We start from the raw sequence: 25,024 nt of genomic DNA on the forward strand, positions 1-25,024 counted from the left end.
TGAAAGGACAGTATTATCCGTACCTCTCAGTATAAAGGATAAACTGTCCAATTATTCGAAACTTCACTTTATTTAATTCTATCGATGTCTATGAATAACATCAACAGCGCCTGTTATTTCAATAATCGTGCCAGTAATCATATCAGAATCGTCCTCACATAAAAACGAAATGGTTCTCGCGATATCTTCCCCTGTTCCAGATCTACCAATGGGTGTGTTACTACCTTTCAGATTTCGTGCTTCTTCAATCGTTGCCTCTTTCATTTCACCAATTATATCACCAGGACATACCATATTCGCAGTAATACCGTATTCAGCTTCTTCGTATGCGACTGTTTTCGTTAAAGAAACAAGTCCGACTTTCGCAGCTGCAAAGGCTGAACGATAAATCCATCCAGGCGCGCTATCTGCCCCTTGAAATCCATAGTTAATAATACGGCCAAATTGCTGGTTTCTCATAATCGGTACGACAAGTTTTAATAAATGAAACACCGCTGTTAAATTACCCTGGATCATTTCATTCCATTCGTCTTCTTCGTAATCGACTAATTTTTTCCTTTCAAATACGTAAGGACCAGCATTATTAATTAAGAAGTCAATTTTGCCAAAACGGCTCATCGCTTCTTCTACTATTTTATGTAAATCTTCCTTTTTCGTGACATCAGCTTGCACGAACTGTAGACGTTCTTCCATATTTTTATATGTTTCTTTCATTGTTTCCATAGCACTTGTATCGCTATGATATGTTACTGTTACTGAATATCCTTTATCCAATAACTTTTCTGTTACTTGCTTTCCTAAACCTTTCGTACCGGCTGTAATGAGCGCGTGTCTCACAAACATGCCTCCTTTTAAATTGCTATACTCCATATGTAACAAGTTCTCGCTTCAATTACAACTAAAATGAATTAAGGCAAAGTTTTCAAAATTCTGTAACGTTTCCGACAAGCACATTACCAAAATTTGTTTTATAATAAAGTTGTAAACGGTAATAAAAATGATTGGGAGGAATTTACTATGAATAATACATATACAAATATTTTAATTGCGGTGGACGGTTCTAAAGAAGCAGAAAAAGCCTTTAAAAAAGCAATTCAAGTTGCAAAACGAAACAACGCAACATTAACAATTGCTCATATCGTTGATGTAAAAGCATACTCAGCAGTAGAGGCTTATAGCCGCGCAATTGCTGAACGTGCAAATCTATTTGCAGAAGACTTATTAGAAGACTACAAAAAAACTGCGCTTGAAGCTGGTCTTGAAAAAGTGGAAACTGTATTAGAATTTGGTAATCCTAAATCTAAAATTTCAAAAGAAATCGCTCCAAACCATAAAGTGGATTTAATTATGTGTGGTGCAACTGGTTTAAATGCTGTAGAACGTTTCCTAATTGGTAGCGTCTCTGAACATATTATTCGCTATGCGAAATGCGATGTCCTTGTTGTTCGTGGTGACGAGGAGCAAGGTGATCTTTAATTTATAAATAAAACACCAAGTCCACATAGGCTTGGTGTTTTTCATTTCACAAACTTCACTATAAATACAAGACAAGCTACAACAACAACGGTACCTGCCAACACATACGGCGGAAGGAATTTCAAAGACCATAGCGCCATCATTATCGTCGCAACAATTAAGTACGTTTGCTTTGCATCTTCTGTCATTTTTTTACGAAGTAAGAAAACATACACATAACCGATTGGCGGCGTAATGAAGCAAAGAACATATATAATTTTTGATTTTAAATACCACTTTTGTTCGCCAAGTTTCTTTATGTCTTCTTCTATTCTCTTACTCTCTTGTTCTCTCACTTCTTCTTCAATCGGATCTTCCTCTACTCCTCGCCTTTCTTTCATATAAGGAAGAAAATGCATAAAAAAATAACATGCAAATACAATTGCCCAAAATTCAATATCCAATCTTTCTAGTGGAATATGCTCACTAAAAAATGCAGCAGCAATCACTAAAGAAAAACAATACGTTGTCATCCAAAATGAACGTTTTCTCTTTTTCCGTTCTATTTCTTTTTTATCTTTTACTTCTTGTACTTTCTTTTTTCTAGAAAGCCATACAGAAATACAGCAATCTACTACAAATAGAGTAAAGATAAATATCGCAACGTGTATTGTTTCTACATTCTCAAATGAAAATACTTCTGGGAATGCAGCGTGTAATACAATTAGCGTGTACAAAATTAACCCTACAAAATAAAGTGAAACTTTAATCAGTGGGGGTTTTGTTCATCCCCCACTGATTATTAGTTGAACCAATCGGGCTTTTACGGGCAGTTGATCCCCCACCTAACTTCTTTGCTTTCGCTGAATTTTGAGGTGGGGGTCTTACTGCCCGTTAATGCGGGGTAAATACGTCTCATCTTCCATTCCTTTCTCATTACCTAACATTACATTAACATACATTTTTTAGAAATAGACGGACAAAATATATGTGTTTAGAAAAGGAGGATGCTACATGGATGATTATGAACGTATTATTTTAGATATGAACGATACAGAACTCGAAATGTTAAATACGATTCGCGAGCATTTTAAAGAAAAACATGGTGTTGAACTAAGTCACGGTGCATTGCTTCGAGATTTAATGGATATTGAATACATTCGGATTACGGAAGATCGACACAAGTATGATTAATCAATGAAACTTTAAGCCTAGAACATATTGCTCTAGGCTTAATTACATCTATACGAAAAATGTTATAATTAGGAAAAAACGCAGAGGATACCAGAATATGAAATCTGAAAATATCTCAAAACATTTTCACACATTACATGTGCAAAGAAACCAGTTCCTTCCTGAGCTTCATTCACTTTCACAAGAACAACTATGGCATAGAAAAGAGGACGGAAAATGGTCTATTGGTGAACACTTTTATCACTTATATTTAATTGCAAGGATGCTAAAAGTAGCGATTAAATTCTCTTTCACTCTTATCCCTTATGCCAAACTAAGAAAAAACGCTCCATTTGCAACTGACATGCAGGACATTTATGCCGAATATAAAGAAAAACACGGTAAAGGAATGAAAGCTCCTTGGATTTTAATCCCTTCAAAAAAAGTCTATTACTCTATGAATGTAAACGAATTAGAAGAATTACTTTCACGTGAAACAGATGAAATAAAAAAACTAGTTCAAAATATAGAAGAAGATATTGCAGGACATATCGTATTTTTAGATCCAATTGCTCACTATCCTAACCTTATTCAATCTATCCAACTATTAGCGATTCATGAGAAGCATCATTTTAGCATTATGAAGAACAACTATAAAATGCTCGACTCCCTTCTAAAAATATAAAAGACTGCTCATATTACTTATCAGCAGTCTCCTATATCTATTTAAGCTCTTGATGCTTCCCACCCATACCACCTGGCTCATTGCTATCTTGGTGTACAGTTATTTTATTTGTTTTAGCATCTTTCGAAACTCTATATGTATACGATTCATTTGGTTCATCTTTAAACTGTACATTCATACCGTAAGAACCGATTTTACTATAAAAGGCCGGTTTTATGTATGAAATATCACTTTCTTTATATCCTTTCTCTTGCAAGTGCCACATCGTTGCGATAATCGCTTCTTCTCGCTTTTCTTTTTCACCAACAAACATATATTTGTCCAAAAGAAATACTTTCACGTTTGCAATTAAGCTAATTAACAGTAAAATGATAAATACTATTTTTTTCATAAATTCCCCCTAAATTGTGTTTTTTCACTATACTATAACTTACACACTAGTAAAAAAGAAAGTACGCCAGACTTTCACAGACTGGCGTACTTTCCAACTCAATTCCTAATAACTTCTTTAGTTACCCCCTTCGCCTTCTCCAAAGCCTTTTCAATCTGCTCAAATCCTGTCCCGCCAGCACTGTTACGACGCTTTACAGCTGCATAAGGTGAAAGAACTTCATATAAATCTTCTTCAAATAACGGACTCATTTCTTTATACGTTTCAAGTGGTACATCTAATAAATAGATTCCTTTTTGCGTACAATGAAGAACTAGTTTTCCGACAATTTCATGAGCTTGACGGAACGGCAGTCCCTTGCTTGCTAAATAGTCGGCAATTTCTGTTGCGTTAGAGAAGTCTTGCGTCACAGCTTGCCCCATTTTTTCTTTGTTTACAGTCATCGTTTCAAGCATGCCTGCCATAATATGAAGGCATCCTTCTACTGTTTTCACTGTATCAAACATTCCTTCTTTATCTTCTTGTAAGTCTTTATTGTAAGCGAGCGGCAATCCTTTCATTACTGTAAGTAAACTGAATAAATTACCGTATACTCTGCCCGTTTTACCACGAATAAGTTCCGCCATATCCGGATTTTTCTTCTGCGGCATAATACTGCTTCCTGTTGCGTATTGATCGCTCATTTCAATAAATTGAAATTCTTGGCTACTCCATAAAATAAGTTCTTCGCAAAAGCGTGATAAGTGCATCATAAGCATAGATGAGTTACTTAAAAACTCTAATATGAAATCACGATCGCTTACCGCATCTAAACTATTTTCATAGATTCCATTAAATCCGAGAAGCTCCGCACTATATTCTCGGTCAATCGGGAATGTTGTACCAGCTAGTGCTCCTGCTCCTAATGGTGAAATGTTAATACGCTTTAACGAATCTTCATAACGATTCACATCGCGCTCTAACATCCAAAAGTAAGCAAGAATATGATGCGCAAATGAAATCGGCTGTGCACGTTGCAAGTGCGTATAGCCGGGCATAATTGTTTCAATGTTATTTTCCGCTTGATGAACAAGAACAGTTTGCAATTGTTTTGTAGCTTTTATAATATCTTCTACTTTTTCTTTTAAATACAAATGCATATCTGTCGCTACTTGATCGTTACGGCTTCGGCCTGTATGAAGTTTCCCTCCTACTTCACCGATTCTTTCAATTAACATCTTTTCAATATTTAAATGAATGTCCTCAGCCTCGACTGAGAAATTCAATTTATTTTGTTTCGCTTCCTCTAGTAAATATTGAAGCCCTATCTTTATTTTCTCTGCTTCTTCTTTCGTAACAATGTCTTGCTTTGCTAACATCGTTACATGTGCGATACTCCCTTTTATATCTTGATTTACTAATTGTTGATCAAAGGAGATGGATGCTCCAAACTCTTCAACCCACGCTTCCGCTTCTTCTGTAAAACGTCCGCCCCAAAGTTTGCTCACGCTTCCACCTTCTTTTGATTCACTTGACTGTATACTTTCGTAGGTAAACCGAATAATGAAATGAATCCAACTGCTGCATCATGATTAAATTCATCCTGGGCAGTATACGTTGCTAATTTTTCATCGTATAAAGAGTACTCAGATTTACGCCCTTCTACAATCGCATGACCTTTAAATAATTTCACACGTACTGTACCTGTTACATTTTTTTGCGTTTCTTGTAAGAAAGCATTGAGCGCTTGTTTTAAAGGTGAGAACCATAAACCGTTATAAATTAATTCTGTTAGTTTTTGCTCAATCATCGGTTTGAAATGAGCGACCTCTTTCACAAGTGTTAAATCTTCAAGTTCTTTATGCGCTGTTATTAATGTCATTGCTGCTGGGCATTCATATACTTCACGAGATTTAATACCGACAAGGCGATTTTCTACATGGTCGATACGTCCCACGCCATGTTTTCCAGCAAGTGCATTTAACGTTTTAATTAGTTCTGAGAGTGGGTATGCAGTGCCGTTTAAAGTCGTCGGTACCCCTGCTTCAAATCCGATTTCTACAAACTCTGGTTTATTCGGTGTATCTTCTAATGCCAACGTCATCTCGTATGCGTCTTCTGGCGGCGCTGCCCATGGATCTTCTAAAATTCCACATTCGTTGCTGCGTCCCCATAAGTTTTGATCGATTGAAAACGGGCTATCTAAATTAATTGGAATCGGTATATCATTTTCTTTTGCATATGCAATTTCTTCTTCACGTGACCATTTCCATTCACGTACAGGCGCAATAACTTCTAAATATGGATTCAACGCTTGAATAGAAACTTCAAAACGAACTTGGTCATTCCCTTTTCCTGTACATCCATGTGCAACTGCACTTGCGCCTTCCTGCTCTGCAATTTCTACTAATTTCTTTGCAATAAGCGGACGAGATAATGCAGAGACAAGAGGATATTTCCCTTCGTATAACGTGTGAGCTTGCATCGCTATCAATGCATATTCATTCGCATATTCTTCTTGAACATCAATCATATATGATTTAATTGCACCTACTGAAAGTGCTTTTTCTTTTACAAACGCTAAGTCTTTACCTTCCCCTAGATCTAAGCAAAGCGCGATAATATCATAATTTTTCTCTTGTAACCATTTAATTGCAACGGAAGTATCAAGACCTCCGGAATATGCTAATACAACTTTTTTCTTCTCCATTTTGCATCCCCCTAAAGAATAAATATTCATTTTTCCTTATAATAATCCAAACTTTATCACCTTTCATAAAATGAATCAAGGGGAATTTATAAATTTTTTTCAAACAATTCCGTCGAACTTCTTTCTTTTTTTATGTAAAATAGAGGAAGGAAAATGGAGGGGTGTCTATGAAAAAGTATTTTATATACAATGAACATCTAGGAATTGAAGTACCGAACATACAAGAAAAATGGGAAGACATCTCTGAACAAGCGCAGCATTCTATTTTATTAAAATGGGAGCAAGTTCGCGGAAAAATACCTGATCGCATAAAGGAACTTGAGCACCATATTAACGCTAAACAACACCACTTAAATAACGAAGAAGACTTTGGAATTTCTTGCAAGCTAAATTCAGAAATTGCCGATCTTGCTTCAATTATTAACGATCTTTGGCTTTGGTATCGTCTAACCCAAAACGTATCTGAGGGAAAAGCACACCAATGAAAAAAGCATGCCCCTCAATTAATTTGGGTCATGCTTTTTTGTCGTAACAAGCTTTGCAATATATTTCTTGTGCCGTTTTTGCTAAACATACATCAAACGGGCCTACTAATATACTTCTTTCTTTCGGCAACTTTACAAAAGCAACTAGCTCTTCTTCATATTGAATCTTTTTCTGACATGAAACACATTTTAATTCTTTTCTTTTAAACATGTCTTTTAGCATATCTCCATTCTCCCCCTCATCTATCTATATTAATATACTCTCATAATAGTTAGAGCTTGTAAAAAAATGACACATTCCGAAACAAATTATTCATATACTATGTACAAAAGGAGGTCTCAAACTTATGCGAGCTTTCATTATTATCGCTTTAACTTTTTTAAGTATCATTAGCTGGGATGCATTTTTTAAAGATAAAAGTGATGAGAACAATACAATTGAATAAAAACCCTTCTTTTCTTACTTATTGGACAAACTTCTAAAAGTTGTCCAATCCTGCAAAATCACTTAGGCTTTTCTACAAAAATATTTAAACATAACATTTTTTGTAGATTCCCTCCGGTTATTGTCGGTTTCCATCCGCATGTATTTTTTGAAAGTATGATATAATAATATAAATCTTGAAGGAAGGGATTTTGATATCATGATCGCTCGAAGGAGCATGTGGCATCGTATTGACGAATCATACACGTAGCGTATTTTTCAGCTCAGATACTTTAGTCTAGCGAAAAAAATACGAGAGTGGGGAAATTATGATTGCCCGAAGGATAATTTGGCAAAAAAAAGACTCTTCTTACACATAGCGTTTTGTTTAGGACTTAATTGTTACTAGCTAAACAAAACAAAGAAGAGCAGGATTGCTAAATGAAGAATCCTACTCCCCGTTTTGTTTAGTCGCTTTAAGACTTAAACTAAAACGAAGGTAGGGAGAATTGATGGACGAGAGGATTATTCGTTATTTCTTCAGCGACATATAGCGTAGTTAGTTTTTTTCGTAAACTAACTGAAAGCTACATGTGAGCTCGTAGTTAGTTTACAACACCAAAAGGACTACTAACTACGGAAAGAAGGAATAACGATGAGGAACATCCAAAGTCGACAAATTATTAAAGAAGTTTTTATGGTTTTAATCGGTTCATTTATATTAGCAGCAGCGCTATATCACATTCACTTCCAAAACCACTTAACAGAAGGTGGCTTTGTAGGTATTGCACTATTTATCCAAAATTTTTATGATATTTCACCATCTATTTCAACTGTAGTAATGGATATCCCTATTATTTTACTATGTGCTTCATTTTTAGGTAGAAAAATGGTTGGCTATTCATTCTTAGGTTCACTTTCATTTGGAGTATTTTATTCCCTTATGGAAAATTATTCTCCTTTTACGGTAGATTTATCAAATAATTTATTTGTAGCTGCAGTAGTTGGCGGTGCGTTAGCTGGTATTGGACTCGGTTTTATATTGCGATTTGGCGGTGCAACCGGTGGAGACGATATTTTAACAATTATATTAAGTAAACGAACTCGGTTTACAATTGGGCAAATTTTCTTCGTCTTTGACGCGATTGTTCTTGCGCTTTCATTATATTATTTAAATTGGACAGAAATTGCTTTTACTATTCTTTCGATTGCCGTACAGGCAAAAACATTGGATTTAATTTACTATCCAAAAACAGAAAAGAAAGCAGCAAAGCAACCCGTTTCTATTCCAATATCCAAAAAACATGCGACAAACTAAAAAGCGAAAGGCTTCGGCCTCTCGCTTTTTTTCATGCTCTCTTTTCTTTTTCTAATATGTAGCGTACTTGATAAAACTTATTTGCAAATTCAGTAACATTCCTCGTTAAGCGATAGTTCACTGTAGAGCCAATCGCCATTCCGAGTACAGGAATGCCTTGGAATACTTTACGACGAAGAGCATAAATCGAAAACGCCTTCAAAATTTGTTTTAACACAACCTCAGTAGAAGCTGGCTTTAATACTGCTTCGTCTCCTTCATAGAAGAATGAATCCTCTTGTTCGAGTTCTCTCAGTAAATTGTACCATGCATATTGCTGAAGTCTCGCCGGCAATAATGCTGCATGGAATACCTTTAACGCAAGCATCATTTCATACGGCTTGTTCACATCATGCCCAAATGATGTCGCAACAAGTTGGACAGCCTTCACATTTAACGCAATCATAACCGGAAAATCAGCCGTTAATAATAATAAACCACCAGCACCTGTTGCTCCGCCTTGTACGAATGAATATAGACGATGACGTGCTGTTTGCTGCTCTGCTATGTATGTTAATTGATCAATAGATAACGCCTTCAAATCTTCAAGTTGCTCAATCGATTCATCAAATAATCTCGACGTTCCTAAAATACGATTACGTGCATCTAGCTGTGATTGTGAACTTTGAATAAGCGCATGCAAATGAAAGAGCCATCCATCTGCTTTCGTAAAAAAGTCTTTTCGTTTTTTCTCAGGCAGTTTCGCAATTGTCGTATGCAACCACTTATCAAACATCTTTTGAAAATCGGTCGCTTCTTGCTCTACTAATTGCCCTTCCCACTCTTTTATATTGTCTAAAATGGCTTGTTCTCGCTTCGATCGCATCGTAACAACCACCTCGTTCGATTTTTTTCTATTGTAACATATTTCTGCTTCTTCTTTGCAAATATGCTTGTCTATCTTTATTCACATACCATTTTTTAGTGACATAAAATATTAGCAAAAAGGATGAGATGAATCACATGAATCTATCCAATATAAAAAAAGAATATAATGCAGTATTCAGCTTAGGACAAAACTGCTGGCCTGCTTGGGCTTTATATCAATTCGAATTATCACCATTTTTTGGTGTTATCGATTTTATGCTAAGCCCTTCATTAGAAAAAGTGAATTTATTATTACAAAATCGATTTGACCGTTTTTTACAGTTCGAAAACTTATCCTTCATCTCATTTTGGGATGATGATGCGAAATTAAGACTCCGTGACAACCTATATGAAATCGACTCCTGTCACGACTTTAAAACAGATGTAAACACACCAACATCCTGGCCTTCTTATACAGAAATTAAGTTAAACTATGAGCATCGAATTAATCGTTTTCTAACTACAATCGAAACGGCAGAATCCACATTGTTTATTCGAACGGGAGGAACATACGAAGAAGCACGTTCCTTGGAACAAATTTTATCTCAAATAGTTAAACATACATTCTCTGTCCTATTACTCATTCCTAAAGATGTACCAACTATCGCCCAAGAAGATTGGGGATTACAAAATATTTGTGTTATAAAATGCCCAGTGATGGATATATACCAGTACAATGAAGCATTTTGGAATGACTTATTTAATGGCATCACAATTCGGCCAAACGCTTAAATACACGTCACCTTTTATCACACCCTGCCTTATAATCATCCTTATACAAAATAAATAAGGAGTGATTATATATGTATCCACGTGCAAAAGCTTTTGGCATCGCTATACATCACGGTCGCCTTCTCGTACAAGAATATCATACAGGCGATGAAACATATTACCGACCTCTTGGCGGATCAATTGAACTTGGTGAAAAATCAGCACATACTGTTATTCGCGAATTTCAAGAAGAGCTTCACACAGAAGTGGAAATCACCAATTATTTAGGCTGCTTAGAAAACATCTTTCATCTAGATGGAGAAATTGGTCATGAAATCATTCAGCTATATTCTTTATGCTTATTAGACATGTCACTATATGAAATGGAAATACTGAATATATCAGATGAACAAACACTGTCATATGCAAAATGGATTTCCCTCACTGCATTCATTCAAAAAGAAAAATTACTATATCCGGATGGAATTTTGAAATATATCCAAAAGAAAAAAGACGAGATCCTATAGGATCTCGTCTTTTTTTCATATAGTATATTAACCAATATCTCCAAGACGTAATACGTCACGAGCAATCATAACTTCTTCGTCAGTTGGAATTACGATAATTTTTACTGGAGAGTGTGGGAAGCTGATGAATGCTTCTTCACCGAATACGTTATTGCGTTTTACGTCGAAGTATACGCCCATGTACTCAAGGCCTTCTAATACGCGCTCACGAATAATTGCACTGTTTTCACCTACACCAGCTGTAAAGATGATAGCGTCAACGCCTTTCATACGAGCTGTGTAAGAACCGATGTATTTATGGATACGGCTCACGAACACGTCAAGTGCTACTTTCGCACGGTGGTCGCCTTCTTCTTCTTTCGCAATGATGTCACGTAGGTCACTAGAGTAACCAGTAAGACCTAACATACCACTCTTCTTGTTTAATACGCTAACTACTTCTTCTACAGTTTGGCCTGTTTTTTCCATGATGTATGGAATTAACGCAGGGTCAATGTTACCAGAACGTGTACCCATTGTTACACCAGCAAGTGGAGTGAAGCCCATAGAAGTATCGATAGACTTACCACCTTCTACTGCTGCGATACTTGCACCGTTACCTAAGTGACAAGAAAGTAGGCTTAAGCTTTCAAGTGGACGACCTAATAATTCAGCCGCACGCTCTGTTACGTATTTATGAGAAGTTCCGTGGAAACCGTATTTACGGATGCCAAATTTCTCATAGTATTCATATGGTAAGCTGTATAGGAATGCAGATTCCGGCATTGTTTGGTGGAATGCTGTATCAAATACTGCTACTGCTGGTACGTTTGGTAGTACTTCTTGGAATGCTTTAATACCAACAAGGTTTGCTGGGTTGTGAAGTGGTGCTAAATCGCTTAATTCTTCGATATCAGCTAATACTTCAGCATCAATTAAAACAGAATCAGCAAATTTTTCGCCGCCGTGTACAACACGGTGACCGATACCGCCAATCTCATCAAGAGATTTTACGATTCCGTTTTCAGTTAATTTCTTAAGAAGCATGTTAACTGCTACTGCATGATCTGGGATGTTTGTAATTTCTTTTTGTTTTTCGCCATCTACAGTAATAGTGAAGATACTATCTTCTAAACCGATACGTTCTACTAAACCTTTTGTTAATACTGTTTCACTTGGCATTTCAAATAATTGGAACTTTAAGGAAGAGCTTCCTGCGTTAATCGCGATGATTTTTGACATCTAGTCTTTCGCCCCTTTTTCTCTTGGTAGTTGTGTGGATCATTCCACAAACCGCTCGATTTTATCTAATTAAATTCACTCATTATGAAAACGTTTCATCATTAGTAAATTTTATACTCACGATTTTAATTTAAACATCGTCCGACATATATTTCAAGTGAAAAAATTATAACACCAAGAAAAAAAATATATTACAGATTTCAAAAAAATTCAGTTAAATCTTGTATATATTAAAAAACATTACATATCCTATAAAACTGTACTACATTAATTACTAACCCTGTTACATATATATCGTATTATTTATGTGTTGCAAACCAAGTATTCAATTGCTCCATAATGTTCTCCATAGCCTTCATGTTAGAGAATTTAGGTAATTCCACTAGTAGTGCCTGTTTCGGCATTGTTACACCTTGGCCTTTCTTTTGGAGAACAAATATACTTTTTGCATTTTTCTCGTTTTTAAACATGGAAACAGGAAGCTGTAATAATCCTTGAATAAAGCATGTCTCTTTAATGAATGCATGTAGCTTTGGCGCTTGATCACTTTCAAAAATGAAGTTTGGTACTAAGAAGAATAAATACCCGCCTTCTTTCGTATGTTTCACACTTTGTTCAATAAATAAGTGATGTGCATATGACATTCCTTCATCTGCTTTTAATGTATATTCACTTGCAACAATTTCATTTGGATAATAACCAATTGGTAAATCTGAAACGACTGCATCAACTGGATCAATATAAAGTGGTGCTAGTCCATCTTGGTGGAAGAATTCGATTGCATGCTTTTGTAAATTTGCATTTACTAAAGCAAGTTTAATTAACACCTCATCCACTTCTACACCAAATCCACTCATTGTTAGTTCTTCTTTGGCGCTATTAAACAATGTAGTCATTAAGTTACCAGTTCCAATTGCAGGGTCTAAAACAGTAATTTCTTTTTGACCTTGCATAAATTTATGGAATAAGTAGCTCATGAACATTCCAACTGCATCTGGCGTCATTTCGTGATTCGCTTGTACGCCCTCTTTCATTCCTTTTAAAATGGCTAGCTGAAATGCTTTACGAATTTCTTCCCCTTTATATGTTTCTTCATTAAACGTACTATATTCACGATTCAACCTTTCAATTGTTGATTCGGATAATTCCTCTTGTAAAATCGCTCCTTCAAACAAGTTATCACCTGTTTCTACAAGCGCCTCTAAATATGTTACATCTAATTCTTTACGTAAAACTACCGTAGAAGAATCAAAAATAGAAAATAATGTTTCTACTGCCTGACTCACGTACATTCCTCCTTCTCTCTTTTACACATAACTTATATCATACCATAATCTAAATTTTTCCCAAAAGAAAAAGCGACCTCTTGCAAAGAGCTCCCCTTCAAGTTGTTTATGATGTAACGTCTTTTCTCATATATTGGTTCAGTTAACAATACATGAGAAAAGACGACCTCTTCTAAAGTAAAACTTTAATGAGAGGTCGTCTTCATTTGCATTACTTCGCAGATTTAGCTGCTTCTAATGCTGCTTCATAGTTTGGATGGCTTGTACCTTCGCCTACGTATTCTGCGTAAACTACTTTGTCATTGCTATCTACTACGAATACTGCACGAGCAAGTAAACGAAGTTCTTTCATTACTAAGCCGTAAGCTTCACCGAATGAAAGGTCACGGTGATCAGAAAGTGTTACAACATTTTCTAAACCGTTTGCTGCACACCAGCGTTTTTGAGCGAATGGTAAATCAGCGCTAATTGTTAATACTTTCGCGTTTTCAATACCTGCTGCATCTTCGTTAAAACGACGAGTTTGTGCATCACATACACCTGTGTCGATTGAAGGTACAACACTAATTAATTTCACTTCACCTTTGTATGTTTCTAAACTTACTGGAGATAAGTCATTTGCTAATACTTGGAAGTTAGGCGCTTGATCGCCAACTTTAACTTCTGTTCCAACTAAAGTCATTGGGTTACCTTTAAAAGTTACATTTGCCACTTAAAAATCCTCCCTTATTTTAAACAAAATATGTACAATGTAAATGATAGTTTGTCCCTATCGATAATGCAAATAAAATCGCTTTATTTACAAAAAAATTAAAGAAGCTAATCCACTGATCAGCTTCTTTATTCGTTAAATTTGAAATTCAGGATCATCTTCTTTTCGTTTATCCATCATTTCTTTCACTTTATCAACAGCTTGTGGCGCTAATTCAATTATTTTATCGATGACGTGTGTTTGCTTATCTAAGTGTAATACTTTCACACCTTCTCCATTTATAACAAGAAAGGCAACAGGATTAATAGAAACTCCTCCACCACTTCCCCCGCCAAATGGATGACGGCCTGAATGTTCTACTTTACCAAATTCACTTCCACCAGCAGCAAATCCAAAACTGACTTTCGAAACTGTAAGAATTACACTTCCATCTGCCGCTTTAATTGGGTCACCAACAATTGTATTTACATCAGTCATTTGTTTTAAATGCTGCATTGCGGTTGTCATTAAACCTTGAATTGGATGGTCCATTCTATATCCCCCCTATGCTTGAACAGATTTTTCTGTCATACCAGATTTTTGCTTTCTCATAAACATGAGTAATTTTATCGCTGTTTTTACAGTACGGAATATACGAAAAGATGCCGTTAACTCGCATCTTGATGCAAATCCCTTTCCTTGAAAAACAGGAGTAATTTCAAATTCTGGTACGTCGACAATATGCATATATTGTCCTACAACTCCAGCAGCCATTCCTTTTGTCCCCCATGCATATCCAGTGACAATTCCAGTACTAGCCGCGTCGCCTGCTCCAATTTGCGTATGCCATTTCCAACCATTGATTTTCACTCTTTTGAGAAAATCTTTAACAATAGTATGAACGTCTTGAAGCTTTTTTATCAGTTCCCCTATACTATCGAGTTGTGCCATAATTTTATTATCTATTCCGCCGTCCTCTTCAGCTTTTTTAATTTTTTGTCCTGTCTTCTTCTGCTGTTTTTCAATTCTTTCCAATACATCAAACGTATATCGAATCATCCATATTTTCACTTGAAACAAACATTGTTTTTCCATTTCTGAATATAAAAACGTCACCTTAAGCGATATTTTCGATAATAGTATAAGCAAAATAAAAAGTAGAAGAATTATCATTCCAATTACGAGCCACTTCATTCGTACCATCCTTTCACTCCATACCCATTATCGACAAGTTTATTCATCATTAAACAGACTTTGATAAAATTGAATATAAAAATTTTTCTAAAAACAAAAAGGAATTTTGACAATTTATATCGAAATATACTATTTGAACATATCATCCAGAAACATACTCTGACGATATGTAGCACTAAGACTAGAAAATTTAACTGCAGTGGAGGGATACATAATGGCAAATCGTCGCAATTTATTTTTCTTTTATGGTGATGACAAAGTAACGCTCGTTGAAAAAATGAAACCAGTATATCGTATTTTAGAGGAGAATGGATTTACCATATTAGATCATCCAAAAAATGCAAACGCTATCGTCAGCGTTGGAGATGATGGGACTTTCTTACAAGCCGTTCGTAAAACCGGCTTTAGAGAAGATTGCTTATACGCAGGTATTTCTACGAAAGATGAAATTTCTTTCTACTGCGATTTCCACATCGATCACGTTGATACAGCCCTTCAAGAAATTACAAAAAACGAAATTGAAGTGCGAAAATATCCAACAATTAAAGTAGATGTAGATCACGGTACATCTTTCCATTGTTTAAATGAATTCACATTACGCTCTAGTATCATTAAAACATTTGTCGTAGATGTACACGTCGACAATTTACATTTCGAAACCTTTAGAGGTGATGGATTAGTTATCTCCACACCAACAGGAAGTACCGCTTACAATAAATCATTACATGGTGCAGTTGTCGATCCACTTATCCCATGTTTCCAAGTAAGCGAACTAGCATCTTTAAATAACAACACATACCGTACACTCGGGTCACCGTTCCTTTTAAATCACGAGCGTACGTTAACTTTAACACTTAAACCAGATGGAAATGATTATCCTGTTATCGGAATGGATAACGAAGCACTTAGCATTAAACAAGTGGAAAAAGCCGTTGTTCGTTTAAGCGATAAACAAATTAAAACTGTTAAATTAAAAAACAACTCTTTCTGGGAAAAAGTACAGAGAACATTTTTATAGTAATCAAAAAACCCTCGAATTATGGAATTTCCATAATTCGAGGGTTTTTTATTTATCAAATGCAACTTGACGCTGTTTCACAAAACATTTTGGAACAGGACAACAGTATATGAAATTATATCAACGATTTTACCCAAAATATCAATTTACCGACATCATCAACCTATCTAAAAAGAGGAAGCAGCACCAAAATGTATTTTCGGAGCCGCTCCCTCAAATTTTCACACGTCTTTTCTATAAACAATCTTCCCATCAATGACGGTCATTTCTGCCTGTACTTCTTTTATTTCTTCCGCCTCAATTTCAAAAATATTGCGGTCTAATATCGTAAAGTCTGCTTCATATCCTTTTGTAATTTGTCCTCGCTTTCCTTCTTTTCCAATTGCATACGCACTTCCTGTTGTAAATAAAAAAACAGCCTCATATACCGTTAATCTTTCTTCTGGCATATAGCATACACCATCAATAAAACTTCTACGTGTAACAGCACTATATATACCTAAAAACGGATTCACTTGTTCAATTGGAGCATCAGAGCCTCCATTACAGTGTAATCCTGCATCCAGTAACGTCTTCCAAGCATACGCATAACGAAGACGGCGTTCTCCTAGTTTTTCAATCACTGATGGAAAATCCGATGAAACAAAGACTGGTTGAATATCAATAATAGCTGGCAATTGTTTCATTCTTTCAATCAACTCTTCACGAGCTAGCTGACAATGAATAATACGGTCACGTAATCCTTCTGCTGGTGGATGTAATTCAAGCGCATCAATGACATATTCAAGCGATAAATCACCAATTGTATGAATCGCAACTGGCATATGTAAATCTCGTGCTTTTTTCACTAAACCTGCAAGCTCTTCACGTGAGAAAATGGCAACTCCATTTGTTTCCTTCGCATCTTCATACGGTTCACTTAATAAAGCTGTTCTTCCGCCAAAAGAGCCGTCAGAAAAAATTTTCATCGCACCAAATTCAATATAGTGCTCATTTTCATATTCTTTTCGTTCATTCGCTACTTCATGGTGAACGAGTAAATGCGCTTTAAACCGCATTTCTTTTATAACGTGTGAAAACGCATTGTACGTTTTTTGAAAGCCGCCATAATAATTTAAGTCTTCCGTATGTCCGCCAACGAGTCCGTATTGCCAGCAGTCTGAAATCGCTGTTTGCAGAGCACTTTGCAAATACACTCCATCTATTTCGGGCTGAACATGTTTAATTAACTCTTGTCCTTGCTCATATAAAAGTCCTGTTAAATTATTTGACGCATCACGGCCAATTTTCCCGCCCTTTGGATCTTGCGTCGCTTCTGTTATGTTCGCTTCTTGCAATATGTATGAATTCACCCATGTCACGTGACGACAAACACGCTTTAATAAAATCGGATGTTCTTTAGAGATTTCATCTAAATCACGTACATGAACTTGTTTTGTATCTGTAAAATTATTTTCATTCCATCCTTCTCCGATAATCCAAGATCCTTTTGGTGCTTCTTCTACGCGCTTCTGAACAAGAGTAAGTACTTCGCTATAAGATTTGCAATTTGATAGATCTAGACGAAGCAACCTCTCCCCATGCCCAATAAGATGCATATGGCTATCAACCAGCCCTGGAATCATCGTTTTCCCTTTTAAGTCATATAACTTCACTTCTGAATATCGGTTTTCTAACTCTTCTTTATTCCCTATATGAACAATGACGCCATTTTCAACGTAAATAGCTTCTACTTTTTCATTCTCTTCTCGCATAGTGTAAATGGTGCCGCCATACCAAATTTCTCCCATATACTCATCCCCCTTTTCCCTTTAGTCTACGAAATTCATTCGTATAAAAAAAGCACCATTTCGATTAAAAATGGTACTTTTCCAAAAATTAATTTTGTTCAGTAGGATTCGTTGTAATTTGCCATTCAATGCTAAATTTATCTTTTACTTGTCCGTAAGCTGGGCTCCAGAAAGTTTCTTGAAGTGGCATAATAACTTCTCCACCTTCTTGTAACTTATCGAATACTTCTTTCGCTTTTTCTGCATTACTAATTCGAACTGCAATTGTCACTTGAGATCCAATCGTATGCCCCTGACCTGGGAATGTATCAGAAATCATAAGTTCCGTATTACCAATTTTCAAATGAGCATGTGCAACGCGCTCTTTCGCTTCAGCTGGAATTGGGTATTCTGGATTTTCAGGCATCTCACCAAAAGTTTGCATTACTTCTACTTTTGCGTCTAACGCCTCTTTATAAAGCTGTACAGCCTCTTGCCCACCACCATCTAAAACTAAGTACGGATTAATACCTAAAATCATACGGACACCTCTTTTTTCAATTTATAAAATAGAACTTATGTTCGTTTTTATAATATCATACATTTAACATTTCATTCAACTATTTACTTCACTATTTTCAAAATTATTTTGAAGGCAGCTCCATCTCTTGTTTTCTAAGTTCAATACGGCGAATTTTTCCGGAAATCGTTTTTGGTAGTTCATCTACAAATTCAATTTTGCGAGGGTATTTATATGGTGCAGTCAATTCTTTGACGTGTTGTTGGAGCACTGGAATTAATGTTTCTTCGTTCTTGTCTATATTCTCTCTTAATACGATAAATGCCTTCACGACACTTCCGCGAATTTCATCAGGGCTTGCGACAACCGCACATTCTCTTACATATGGATGTTTTACAAGTGCATCTTCGACTTCAAACGGTCCGATTGTATAACCAGAGCTAATAATAATATCATCACCGCGACCTTCAAACCAAAAATAGCCTTCTTCATCTTTTTTCGCTTTATCACCGGTAATATAATAATCACCGCGGAATTGCATCGCTGTGCGCTCATCGTCTTTATAATATTGTTTAAAGAGTGCTGGTGTTTCAATGTGAACTGCAATATCACCAACTTCTCCTACCTGTACAGGAGTTCCTTCTTCATTTACGATATCAACATGGTTTCCTGGCGTCGGTTTTCCCATTGATCCTGGTCTAATGTCCATCCCTTTCATTATCCCAACGAGTAATGTGTTTTCCGTTTGCCCATAACCGTCTCTTACCGTAATATCAAAATGCCTTTGGAACGTTTCAATAACTTCCCTGTTTAACGGCTCACCAGCTGATACAGCGCTATGTAACGCTTCTAAATTGTACTCACTTAAATTTTCTACCTTTGCCATTAATCTATACTCAGTCGGCGTACAACAAAGCACATTCACCTTATTATCGCCTAATAAATTTAAATACGTTTTTGGTTCAAACTTACCATTGTATACAAATCCTGTTGCACCTGAACCGAGAGTCGCTACAAACGGGCTCCAAATCCATTTTTGCCAACCTGGACTAGCCGTTGCCCATACAACATCTTCTTCTTCGATTCCGAGCCAGTTCGGGGCGCTTGTACGTAAATGAGCGTATGCCCATGCATGCGTATGAACAACTCCTTTTGGATTTCCTGTCGTCCCTGACGTATAAGATAAAAAGACCATATCTTCTTTATCCGTCTTCGCCATTTCTAACGTATCACTTTCCGTTTCTAATGCTGTTTTTAAATTCGTCCATCCATCTACTGAACGCTCGCTCAAAACGAATTTTTGAAGAGATTCCACCGCTTCTACGCCGTCGAATTGTCCAATATACGGTTCGTAACTTACAATTGCTTTCACTTCTCCGTGCCCAATACGGTACTCAATATCTTTTTTACGCAACATTTCTGAGCTTGGAATAACGACAAATCCTGCTTTAATCGCAGCAATATACGTCATGTAAGCTTCAATTAAGCGCGGCATCATAATAAGGAGCTTGTCCCCTTTTTGTAAGCCACTTTTTATAAAAGCGTTTCCAATTTTATTCGCACCTTGCATTAATTCAAAATATGTAATCTCTCGTCTATTCCCTTTATCATCTTGCCAAATTAAAGCAAGCTTCTCTTTATCACTCGTATATTTCTCTATTTCCGAAACTAAATTATAAGACGGCGGCGCTAACAATTCCTCTCTCTTCATATAACATCCTCCTTTATTTCTATGCCTCCCTTATATAATAAAGAATTTTCAGTAAATTTTGAACCCTCTTCTTTTGACAATTTTTTTATATTTATGTCGAAATGATGTATGAATGTATAGCGACGATGTTTTTAATATAACGATTCACCGGCAAATAACGACGAAAACGACAAAAAGAAAGAGCGGGAGAACCCGCTCTTTCTAAGCCATCGTATATGGGATTATTTTTGGTAACCGCCTAATTGTTGCTCAGCTAGTGAAACTAGACGTTTAGTAATTTCGCCACCAACAGATCCGTTAGCGCGAGATGTTGCATCAGCTCCAAGTTGAACACCAAACTCTTGAGCGATTTCGTATTTCATTTGATCTAATGCTGCTTGAGCACCAGATACTGCTAATTTATTTGTGCTTGCCATGTTGTATCACCTCCTTGTGAGTATAGAGTGTGATAAACAACATGACTTCATGCACATTTGAATGTGGTAATTTATGGGTTTAGAAAAGTTCTTCGAATTTTTCTTCTTCAGCCACTACTTCTACTGTTTGTAATACCATTGTTTCTTTGTTCGCTACAGCCTCTTCAATTAACGGCGCGAAATCGTACTTCGCTTCAAAACGATTTGCTTTCTCACGCTTCGGTTTCGTCGATGGACTTGCTGGTGTAAATACTGTACAGCAGTCTTCATATGGACGAATTGAAATATCATACGTTCCAATTTCTTTTGCAATTTTAATAATTTCTAATTTATCCATCGTAATAAGCGGACGAATAACAGGATAGTTTGTCACTTCGTTAATCGTATGCATACTATCTAACGTTTGGCTCGCTACTTGTCCAAGACTTTCACCAGTCGTAATTGCAAGTGCATTACGCTCCTCTGCAATACGCTCTGTAATACGCATCATCATACGACGCATAACTGTCATAGAATAGCTAGATGGAATTTCTTTATTAATCGTTTTTTGCACTTCAGTAAATGGAACAAGGTGAAGTGTTACACGTTTACAGTATTTCGTTAACTCTTGTGCTAAATCGATTACTTTTTGTTTCGCGCGCTCGCTTGTGAAAGGTGGACTATGGAAGTGAACTGCTTCCACAGATACGCCGCGTTTCATCGTTAAGTAAGTTGCTACCGGGCTATCGATACCACCAGAAAGAAGTACCATTACTTTTCCGCCAACACCAACTGGTAAACCGCCAGCTCCCATGTGCTCACCACACATAATATAGCTGTAACCACTGCGAATTTCTATACGTACATTCACATCTGGATTATGAACATCTACTGTGATATCCTCTGTATTTTCTAAAATGTGCCCACCGATTTCTGGAAGTAACTCCATCGTCTTCATTGGGAAGCGCTTATCAGAGCGGTGCACTGTAATTTTAAATGTTTTCACATCACCTTTTACTTGTAAGAAAGCTGCTAATGCACCTTTTTTAATATCTTCTAATTCTGATGGTACTTTCATTGCTAAGTTAAACTTATGAATACCAAATACATCTTTCAATCTTTCAGAAATTGCTTCATGGTCTTCACCATTTAACTGAATGTACATACGATCATGTGTTGCATCAATTTTAATGTTTGGGAATTTTTTTAATTTGAATTTCACATTATCTTTTAACGTACTTACAAACTTAGAACGGTTCTTTCCTTTTGTCGTCATTTCTCCATAACGAACTAAAATATATTCATATGTCATCATATTTCTTTACCTCATCACTTCATATAATTTTGGCATCGTCTCTTTAACAATACCTTCAAATTGTTTTACTTCTTCCATCGTGTTGTCTGGTGCTAGACTAATGCGAATTGCACTTGTAGCTGCGGCGTGCGGTACTCCCATTGCCACTAGTACTCTGCTCACTTCATTTGCTTTTGAAGAACAAGCAGACTTCGTCGATACATATACACCATGCTCTTCTAAAGCATGAACGACTACTTCTGGTTTTAAACCGACAAATGATACATTTAAAATGTGCGGTGCCGCATATTCAAGTGATGTATTAATCGTTACAGTTTCCATCTCTTTAAAGAAACGGACCAGCTCTGTTTGTAAATTTTGCAAATGAACTATCTTTTCTTTCACTTGTTCCATCGTCATACGAAGTGCTTTCACCATCGCTACAATACCAGGTAAATTTTCTGTACCTGAACGATACTTGAGCTCTTGTTGACCACCTGATAAGATTGGATCTAATCTTACACCATCACGTACGTAAAGAAGACCTGTCCCCTTTACGCTATGAAATTTATGTCCAGATATTGAACAAAGGTCAATATGAGAAGCGTATAAATCAAGTGGTACTTTTCCTATCCCTTGTACATGGTCCACGTGGAATCTTATTTTCGGATAGTTCGTTAATAATGTTCCAATTTCAGCAACGGGCTGAATCGCTCCAGTCTCGTTGTTCACGTGAATAATTGACACAAGAATCGTATCTTCACGAAGTGCTCGTTTTAGATCTTCTACCGATACAACACCGTGCTCGTTAACCGGTAAATACGTTACATCAAAACCGAGATCTTCTAATTGTTTATATGCTTCAAACACAGACGCGTGTTCAATATTTGTTGTAATGATATGTTTGCCGCGCGAACGATTCCTCATCGCTATCCCTTTAATCGCAAGGTTATTCCCTTCCGTTCCACCTGATGTGAAAATAATTTCAGAAGGTTTAACGTGAAGGAGCTGTGCCGCAATCGTTCTCGATTGTGTTAATAGACGCTCTGCCTCTCCTCCAAGCGAGTGGATAGAAGAAGGATTACCAAAATATTTCCCTGCAACCGTTACGTACGATTGAAGCGCTTCTGGATATGGCTTCGTCGTCGCACTATTATCAAAATAGATCATCGTTCTTCCCCTTTCAGCGCTATCACATCATATAATCATATCACAAATACGTGTAATTACGCTAAGACTACTCAAAGGTTCCGTTTTTATATAAAAGTGTACATTTCCCCCGGCCATTTGCAGGCATACTGAGTGGTGAAGATTAATAATCAGTGGTGGATGAAACCCCATCACTTATGGTTTCACTTTATTTTGAAACGAACAACCTTACTGTATTCCGCTATTCATTATAGCAACATCGACTTCAAAATTACACAAAAAAACAAACCCTTTATTAAAGGGTTTGCTCATTGTCTACATATTCAGCTATTTTTTGAACAACACCAGGTTCAAGTTGCTCTAATATAGAAGCCGCTTGTTCTAAAGCTGCATCGTATTGATATTCACGGAATAATTTCTCCGCATAATTTAAGCTTTCTGCAAGATTCTCATCATGACTGCGGTATCGGTTACCGTATTGAATTAGTTTTTCAACTAAATAAGCTTGTCCAATTAATTCTTCTGTCATTTCAGATACACCATTCACAACTGTGTATGCTTCTTCTAAACTGCTATTTACAGTATTCATATTTAACGGCTTTACTTCTAATTGCTCATATACAGCCTGCATCGCCATTTGCCCTTTTTGTAAATCTTCCATAATACTCTCTGGAAGACCTGGTAAATTCGACTTTTGCATAAAACGTTTCGTCTCAAAAATTGTATTTCGCATTTCTTGTAACTTCTCACGTGCTTCAAATTCTTCTTTGCGCATCGTTTGCAGCATTTCTTTATATTCTGCATGAAGTACTTTTAAAGTTTCACATTGCTCATAAACCTCTTCTAGTTCCTCACGAATAATAGAGAATGCAATATCTTGTTCAGCAACGCGTATTTGTAACACTTCAAAACGTTTCATTAAAATATGCATTTGCTTTTCAATTACTTTTTGTGACTCAATATCTTTGTCTTGTAATTGATAACTTTGTTTCACAAGTTGTGTTTCTATTTTCGTTTCAATTGTTTCTGTACGAATTTCTTCTAAATCTTCATAAACAGACAGTGTTTTTTGCTCCACATAATGTTTCGCATGCACTTCTTGTTCAAGTTGATCATAAAAACTGTCTAAACGAGTTTTTAAGTTCTCTACTTTTTCTGCTGCTTCTGTTACATGAAGTTCCTGTATATCCATTAAACATGTGTGTAGTTGTGTCGTCATATCGCGGACTTCTTTAGGGATTTCCAAATACTCTAATACATAGCCTTGTCTTATCATATCATCATGACCTTGTAATAAATCTTCCAGCTGAACTGGTAATGTCGCTTGACACTCTACCAATAAATCCGGAATTTGATGAATAACGATTTCTAAACTTGCTAAACCTTCTTCTAAACTAATAACAATTTCTCTCGCTTTTAAATAATCACCATTATCTGTTGCCTCTTCAAAAGTTTTGAACTTCTCGGATTCAACATCTAACATCTCTTCAATTTTTTGCTCAGCTGCTCCATACATGTGTCGATGAGCAAGAACGCTCTTTTTCATACTACGATATGTATCACGTAACCCTTCAATTTCCGCGCTATTTTTCTCATGGCTTTCTAACAGTTGCTGTAATTCATTTAAAATGTCTGTAATACGATTATCAGCGTCATCTAAACCACCTATGGATTCTTTCATCGCATGCTTTGCTTTGCGGAAGGAGAATTGCGAGGCGAATTTTCGCGCTTGCCCTAAATCTTTTTCAGCTTTCGGAAGAGTTGTTGATACAATTTCATCCCACTCTTCACGCCATTTACCAAACAGCTCTTCTGTTTGACCTGTCATATTTAAATCTTTTACCCGCTTTAGTTCATCTGCCACAGGTTTATCTTTTATCTCTTGTTTCCACTGCTCCAGTGCTTCAATATCTTTATATGAACGATTTCTTATCACAAGCTCTATCATGAGCAGCACTAGAATAGAGCTTACTACAATGATAACGATCGTCAGGATAGAATCCATGCAAAAA

Annotated in this window: 27 protein-coding genes; 8 read left to right on the plus strand and 19 right to left on the minus strand. The window is 36.4% G+C overall.

The window, feature by feature from the left end:
• Positions 1–78: 78 nt before the first annotated feature.
• Entirely contained in the window at positions 79–870 is a 792-nt protein-coding gene (locus tag MKY90_RS23595) for an SDR family oxidoreductase (RefSeq protein WP_341092691.1), read from the minus strand.
• Between the two features lie 147 nt (positions 871–1,017).
• On the opposite strand from MKY90_RS23595, the gene MKY90_RS23600 reads away from it, so the two are divergent.
• Complete coding sequence (locus MKY90_RS23600; RefSeq protein ID WP_001066676.1) at positions 1,018–1,476, plus strand: universal stress protein; 459 nt, start codon at positions 1,018–1,020, stop codon at positions 1,474–1,476.
• A gap of 41 nt (positions 1,477–1,517) precedes the next feature.
• On the opposite strand, the gene MKY90_RS23605 is transcribed toward MKY90_RS23600, so the two are convergent.
• Positions 1,518–2,225 (minus strand): hypothetical protein, encoded by a 708-nt coding sequence (locus MKY90_RS23605; RefSeq protein WP_341093290.1) that lies wholly within the window; start codon positions 2,223–2,225, stop codon positions 1,518–1,520.
• Positions 2,226–2,469: 244 nt separating this feature from the next.
• On the opposite strand from MKY90_RS23605, the gene MKY90_RS23610 reads away from it, so the two are divergent.
• Both MKY90_RS23610 and MKY90_RS23615 read left to right on the plus strand, forming a co-directional pair.
• Positions 2,470–2,649, plus strand: a complete 180-nt coding sequence (locus tag MKY90_RS23610) for a hypothetical protein (protein ID WP_063218478.1) — start codon at positions 2,470–2,472, stop codon at positions 2,647–2,649.
• A 97-nt stretch (positions 2,650–2,746) separates the two neighbouring features.
• Complete coding sequence (locus MKY90_RS23615) at positions 2,747–3,313, plus strand: DinB family protein (protein ID WP_341092695.1); 567 nt, start codon at positions 2,747–2,749, stop codon at positions 3,311–3,313.
• Positions 3,314–3,350: 37 nt separating this feature from the next.
• Here the strand turns inward: MKY90_RS23615 and MKY90_RS23620 are convergent, their stop codons facing one another.
• The 3 genes from MKY90_RS23620 to MKY90_RS23630 form a co-directional block, all read right to left on the minus strand.
• A complete protein-coding gene (locus MKY90_RS23620) occupies positions 3,351–3,704 on the minus strand; it encodes a DUF3139 domain-containing protein (protein ID WP_063218480.1) in 354 nt (117 codons plus the stop codon).
• Between the two features lie 98 nt (positions 3,705–3,802).
• Positions 3,803–5,191, minus strand: a complete 1,389-nt coding sequence (gene argH, locus MKY90_RS23625) for an argininosuccinate lyase (RefSeq protein ID WP_341092696.1) — start codon at positions 5,189–5,191, stop codon at positions 3,803–3,805.
• Complete coding sequence (locus MKY90_RS23630) at positions 5,188–6,393, minus strand: argininosuccinate synthase (protein ID WP_002088976.1); 1,206 nt, start codon at positions 6,391–6,393, stop codon at positions 5,188–5,190. Before MKY90_RS23630 ends, argH begins: the two co-directional genes overlap by 4 nt.
• Positions 6,394–6,560: 167 nt before the next feature.
• On the opposite strand from MKY90_RS23630, the gene MKY90_RS23635 reads away from it, so the two are divergent.
• Positions 6,561–6,878, plus strand: coding sequence for a hypothetical protein (locus MKY90_RS23635; protein WP_002129395.1), 318 nt, complete (start codon positions 6,561–6,563; stop codon positions 6,876–6,878).
• Between the two features lie 28 nt (positions 6,879–6,906).
• Here MKY90_RS23635 and MKY90_RS23640 read toward each other — a convergent pair whose 3' ends face one another.
• The gene (locus tag MKY90_RS23640; protein ID WP_002034321.1) at positions 6,907–7,101 is read right to left on the minus strand and encodes a hypothetical protein; all 195 of its coding nucleotides are present in this window, start codon (positions 7,099–7,101) and stop codon (positions 6,907–6,909) included.
• 856 nt (positions 7,102–7,957) lie between these two features.
• Between MKY90_RS23640 and MKY90_RS23645 the strand changes: the two genes are divergently transcribed.
• A complete protein-coding gene (locus MKY90_RS23645) occupies positions 7,958–8,620 on the plus strand; it encodes a YitT family protein (RefSeq protein ID WP_002015542.1) in 663 nt (220 codons plus the stop codon).
• A gap of 31 nt (positions 8,621–8,651) precedes the next feature.
• Here the strand turns inward: MKY90_RS23645 and MKY90_RS23650 are convergent, their stop codons facing one another.
• Complete coding sequence (locus tag MKY90_RS23650; RefSeq protein WP_341092698.1) at positions 8,652–9,485, minus strand: EcsC family protein; 834 nt, start codon at positions 9,483–9,485, stop codon at positions 8,652–8,654.
• A gap of 137 nt (positions 9,486–9,622) precedes the next feature.
• Between MKY90_RS23650 and MKY90_RS23655 the strand changes: the two genes are divergently transcribed.
• On the plus strand, positions 9,623–10,258 hold the full coding sequence (locus MKY90_RS23655) for a DUF1796 family putative cysteine peptidase (protein ID WP_341092701.1): 636 nt from the start codon (positions 9,623–9,625) through the stop codon (positions 10,256–10,258).
• A 71-nt stretch (positions 10,259–10,329) separates the two neighbouring features.
• On the plus strand, positions 10,330–10,764 hold the full coding sequence (locus tag MKY90_RS23660) for an NUDIX hydrolase (RefSeq protein ID WP_341092703.1): 435 nt from the start codon (positions 10,330–10,332) through the stop codon (positions 10,762–10,764).
• Between the two features lie 27 nt (positions 10,765–10,791).
• Here the strand turns inward: MKY90_RS23660 and ackA are convergent, their stop codons facing one another.
• The 5 genes from ackA to MKY90_RS23685 form a co-directional block, all read right to left on the minus strand.
• Complete coding sequence (ackA, locus tag MKY90_RS23665; RefSeq protein WP_002129402.1) at positions 10,792–11,985, minus strand: acetate kinase; 1,194 nt, start codon at positions 11,983–11,985, stop codon at positions 10,792–10,794.
• A 299-nt stretch (positions 11,986–12,284) separates the two neighbouring features.
• On the minus strand, positions 12,285–13,271 hold the full coding sequence (locus tag MKY90_RS23670) for a class I SAM-dependent methyltransferase (protein ID WP_063218485.1): 987 nt from the start codon (positions 13,269–13,271) through the stop codon (positions 12,285–12,287).
• 211 nt (positions 13,272–13,482) lie between these two features.
• A complete protein-coding gene (tpx, locus tag MKY90_RS23675; RefSeq protein WP_002015549.1) occupies positions 13,483–13,983 on the minus strand; it encodes a thiol peroxidase in 501 nt (166 codons plus the stop codon).
• A gap of 135 nt (positions 13,984–14,118) precedes the next feature.
• Entirely contained in the window at positions 14,119–14,514 is a 396-nt protein-coding gene (gene ytfJ, locus MKY90_RS23680; protein ID WP_000350005.1) for a GerW family sporulation protein, read from the minus strand.
• A 12-nt stretch (positions 14,515–14,526) separates the two neighbouring features.
• A complete protein-coding gene (locus MKY90_RS23685; RefSeq protein ID WP_002129404.1) occupies positions 14,527–15,165 on the minus strand; it encodes a DUF2953 domain-containing protein in 639 nt (212 codons plus the stop codon).
• 205 nt (positions 15,166–15,370) lie between these two features.
• On the opposite strand from MKY90_RS23685, the gene MKY90_RS23690 reads away from it, so the two are divergent.
• Entirely contained in the window at positions 15,371–16,174 is an 804-nt protein-coding gene (locus tag MKY90_RS23690) for an NAD kinase (RefSeq protein ID WP_002015552.1), read from the plus strand.
• 221 nt (positions 16,175–16,395) lie between these two features.
• Here the strand turns inward: MKY90_RS23690 and MKY90_RS23695 are convergent, their stop codons facing one another.
• From MKY90_RS23695 to ezrA, 7 genes are all read right to left on the minus strand, one after another.
• Entirely contained in the window at positions 16,396–17,964 is a 1,569-nt protein-coding gene (locus MKY90_RS23695) for an amidohydrolase (RefSeq protein ID WP_341092707.1), read from the minus strand.
• Between the two features lie 88 nt (positions 17,965–18,052).
• Positions 18,053–18,484: a VOC family protein gene (locus MKY90_RS23700; RefSeq protein WP_003191807.1), complete on the minus strand. Its 432-nt coding sequence runs from the start codon at positions 18,482–18,484 to the stop codon at positions 18,053–18,055.
• 103 nt (positions 18,485–18,587) lie between these two features.
• Positions 18,588–20,174: an acyl-CoA synthetase MbcS gene (gene mbcS / locus MKY90_RS23705; RefSeq protein ID WP_002167572.1), complete on the minus strand. Its 1,587-nt coding sequence runs from the start codon at positions 20,172–20,174 to the stop codon at positions 18,588–18,590.
• 221 nt (positions 20,175–20,395) lie between these two features.
• Positions 20,396–20,590: an alpha/beta-type small acid-soluble spore protein gene (locus tag MKY90_RS23710; protein ID WP_000168891.1), complete on the minus strand. Its 195-nt coding sequence runs from the start codon at positions 20,588–20,590 to the stop codon at positions 20,396–20,398.
• A gap of 79 nt (positions 20,591–20,669) precedes the next feature.
• Positions 20,670–21,884 carry a tRNA uracil 4-sulfurtransferase ThiI gene (gene thiI / locus MKY90_RS23715; protein WP_002067574.1) on the minus strand — a complete coding sequence of 405 codons (1,215 nt, stop codon included), beginning with the start codon at positions 21,882–21,884 and terminating at the stop codon, positions 20,670–20,672.
• A gap of 6 nt (positions 21,885–21,890) precedes the next feature.
• The gene (locus MKY90_RS23720) at positions 21,891–23,033 is read right to left on the minus strand and encodes a cysteine desulfurase family protein (RefSeq protein ID WP_002167571.1); all 1,143 of its coding nucleotides are present in this window, start codon (positions 23,031–23,033) and stop codon (positions 21,891–21,893) included.
• Between the two features lie 274 nt (positions 23,034–23,307).
• A complete protein-coding gene (gene ezrA, locus MKY90_RS23725; RefSeq protein WP_063218489.1) occupies positions 23,308–25,017 on the minus strand; it encodes a septation ring formation regulator EzrA in 1,710 nt (569 codons plus the stop codon).
• Positions 25,018–25,024: the final 7 nt, after the last annotated feature.

Source organism: Bacillus sp. FSL P2-0099 (assembly GCF_038007445.1).
Classification (GTDB): Bacteria; Bacillota; Bacilli; order Bacillales; family Bacillaceae_G; genus Bacillus_A; species Bacillus_A mycoides.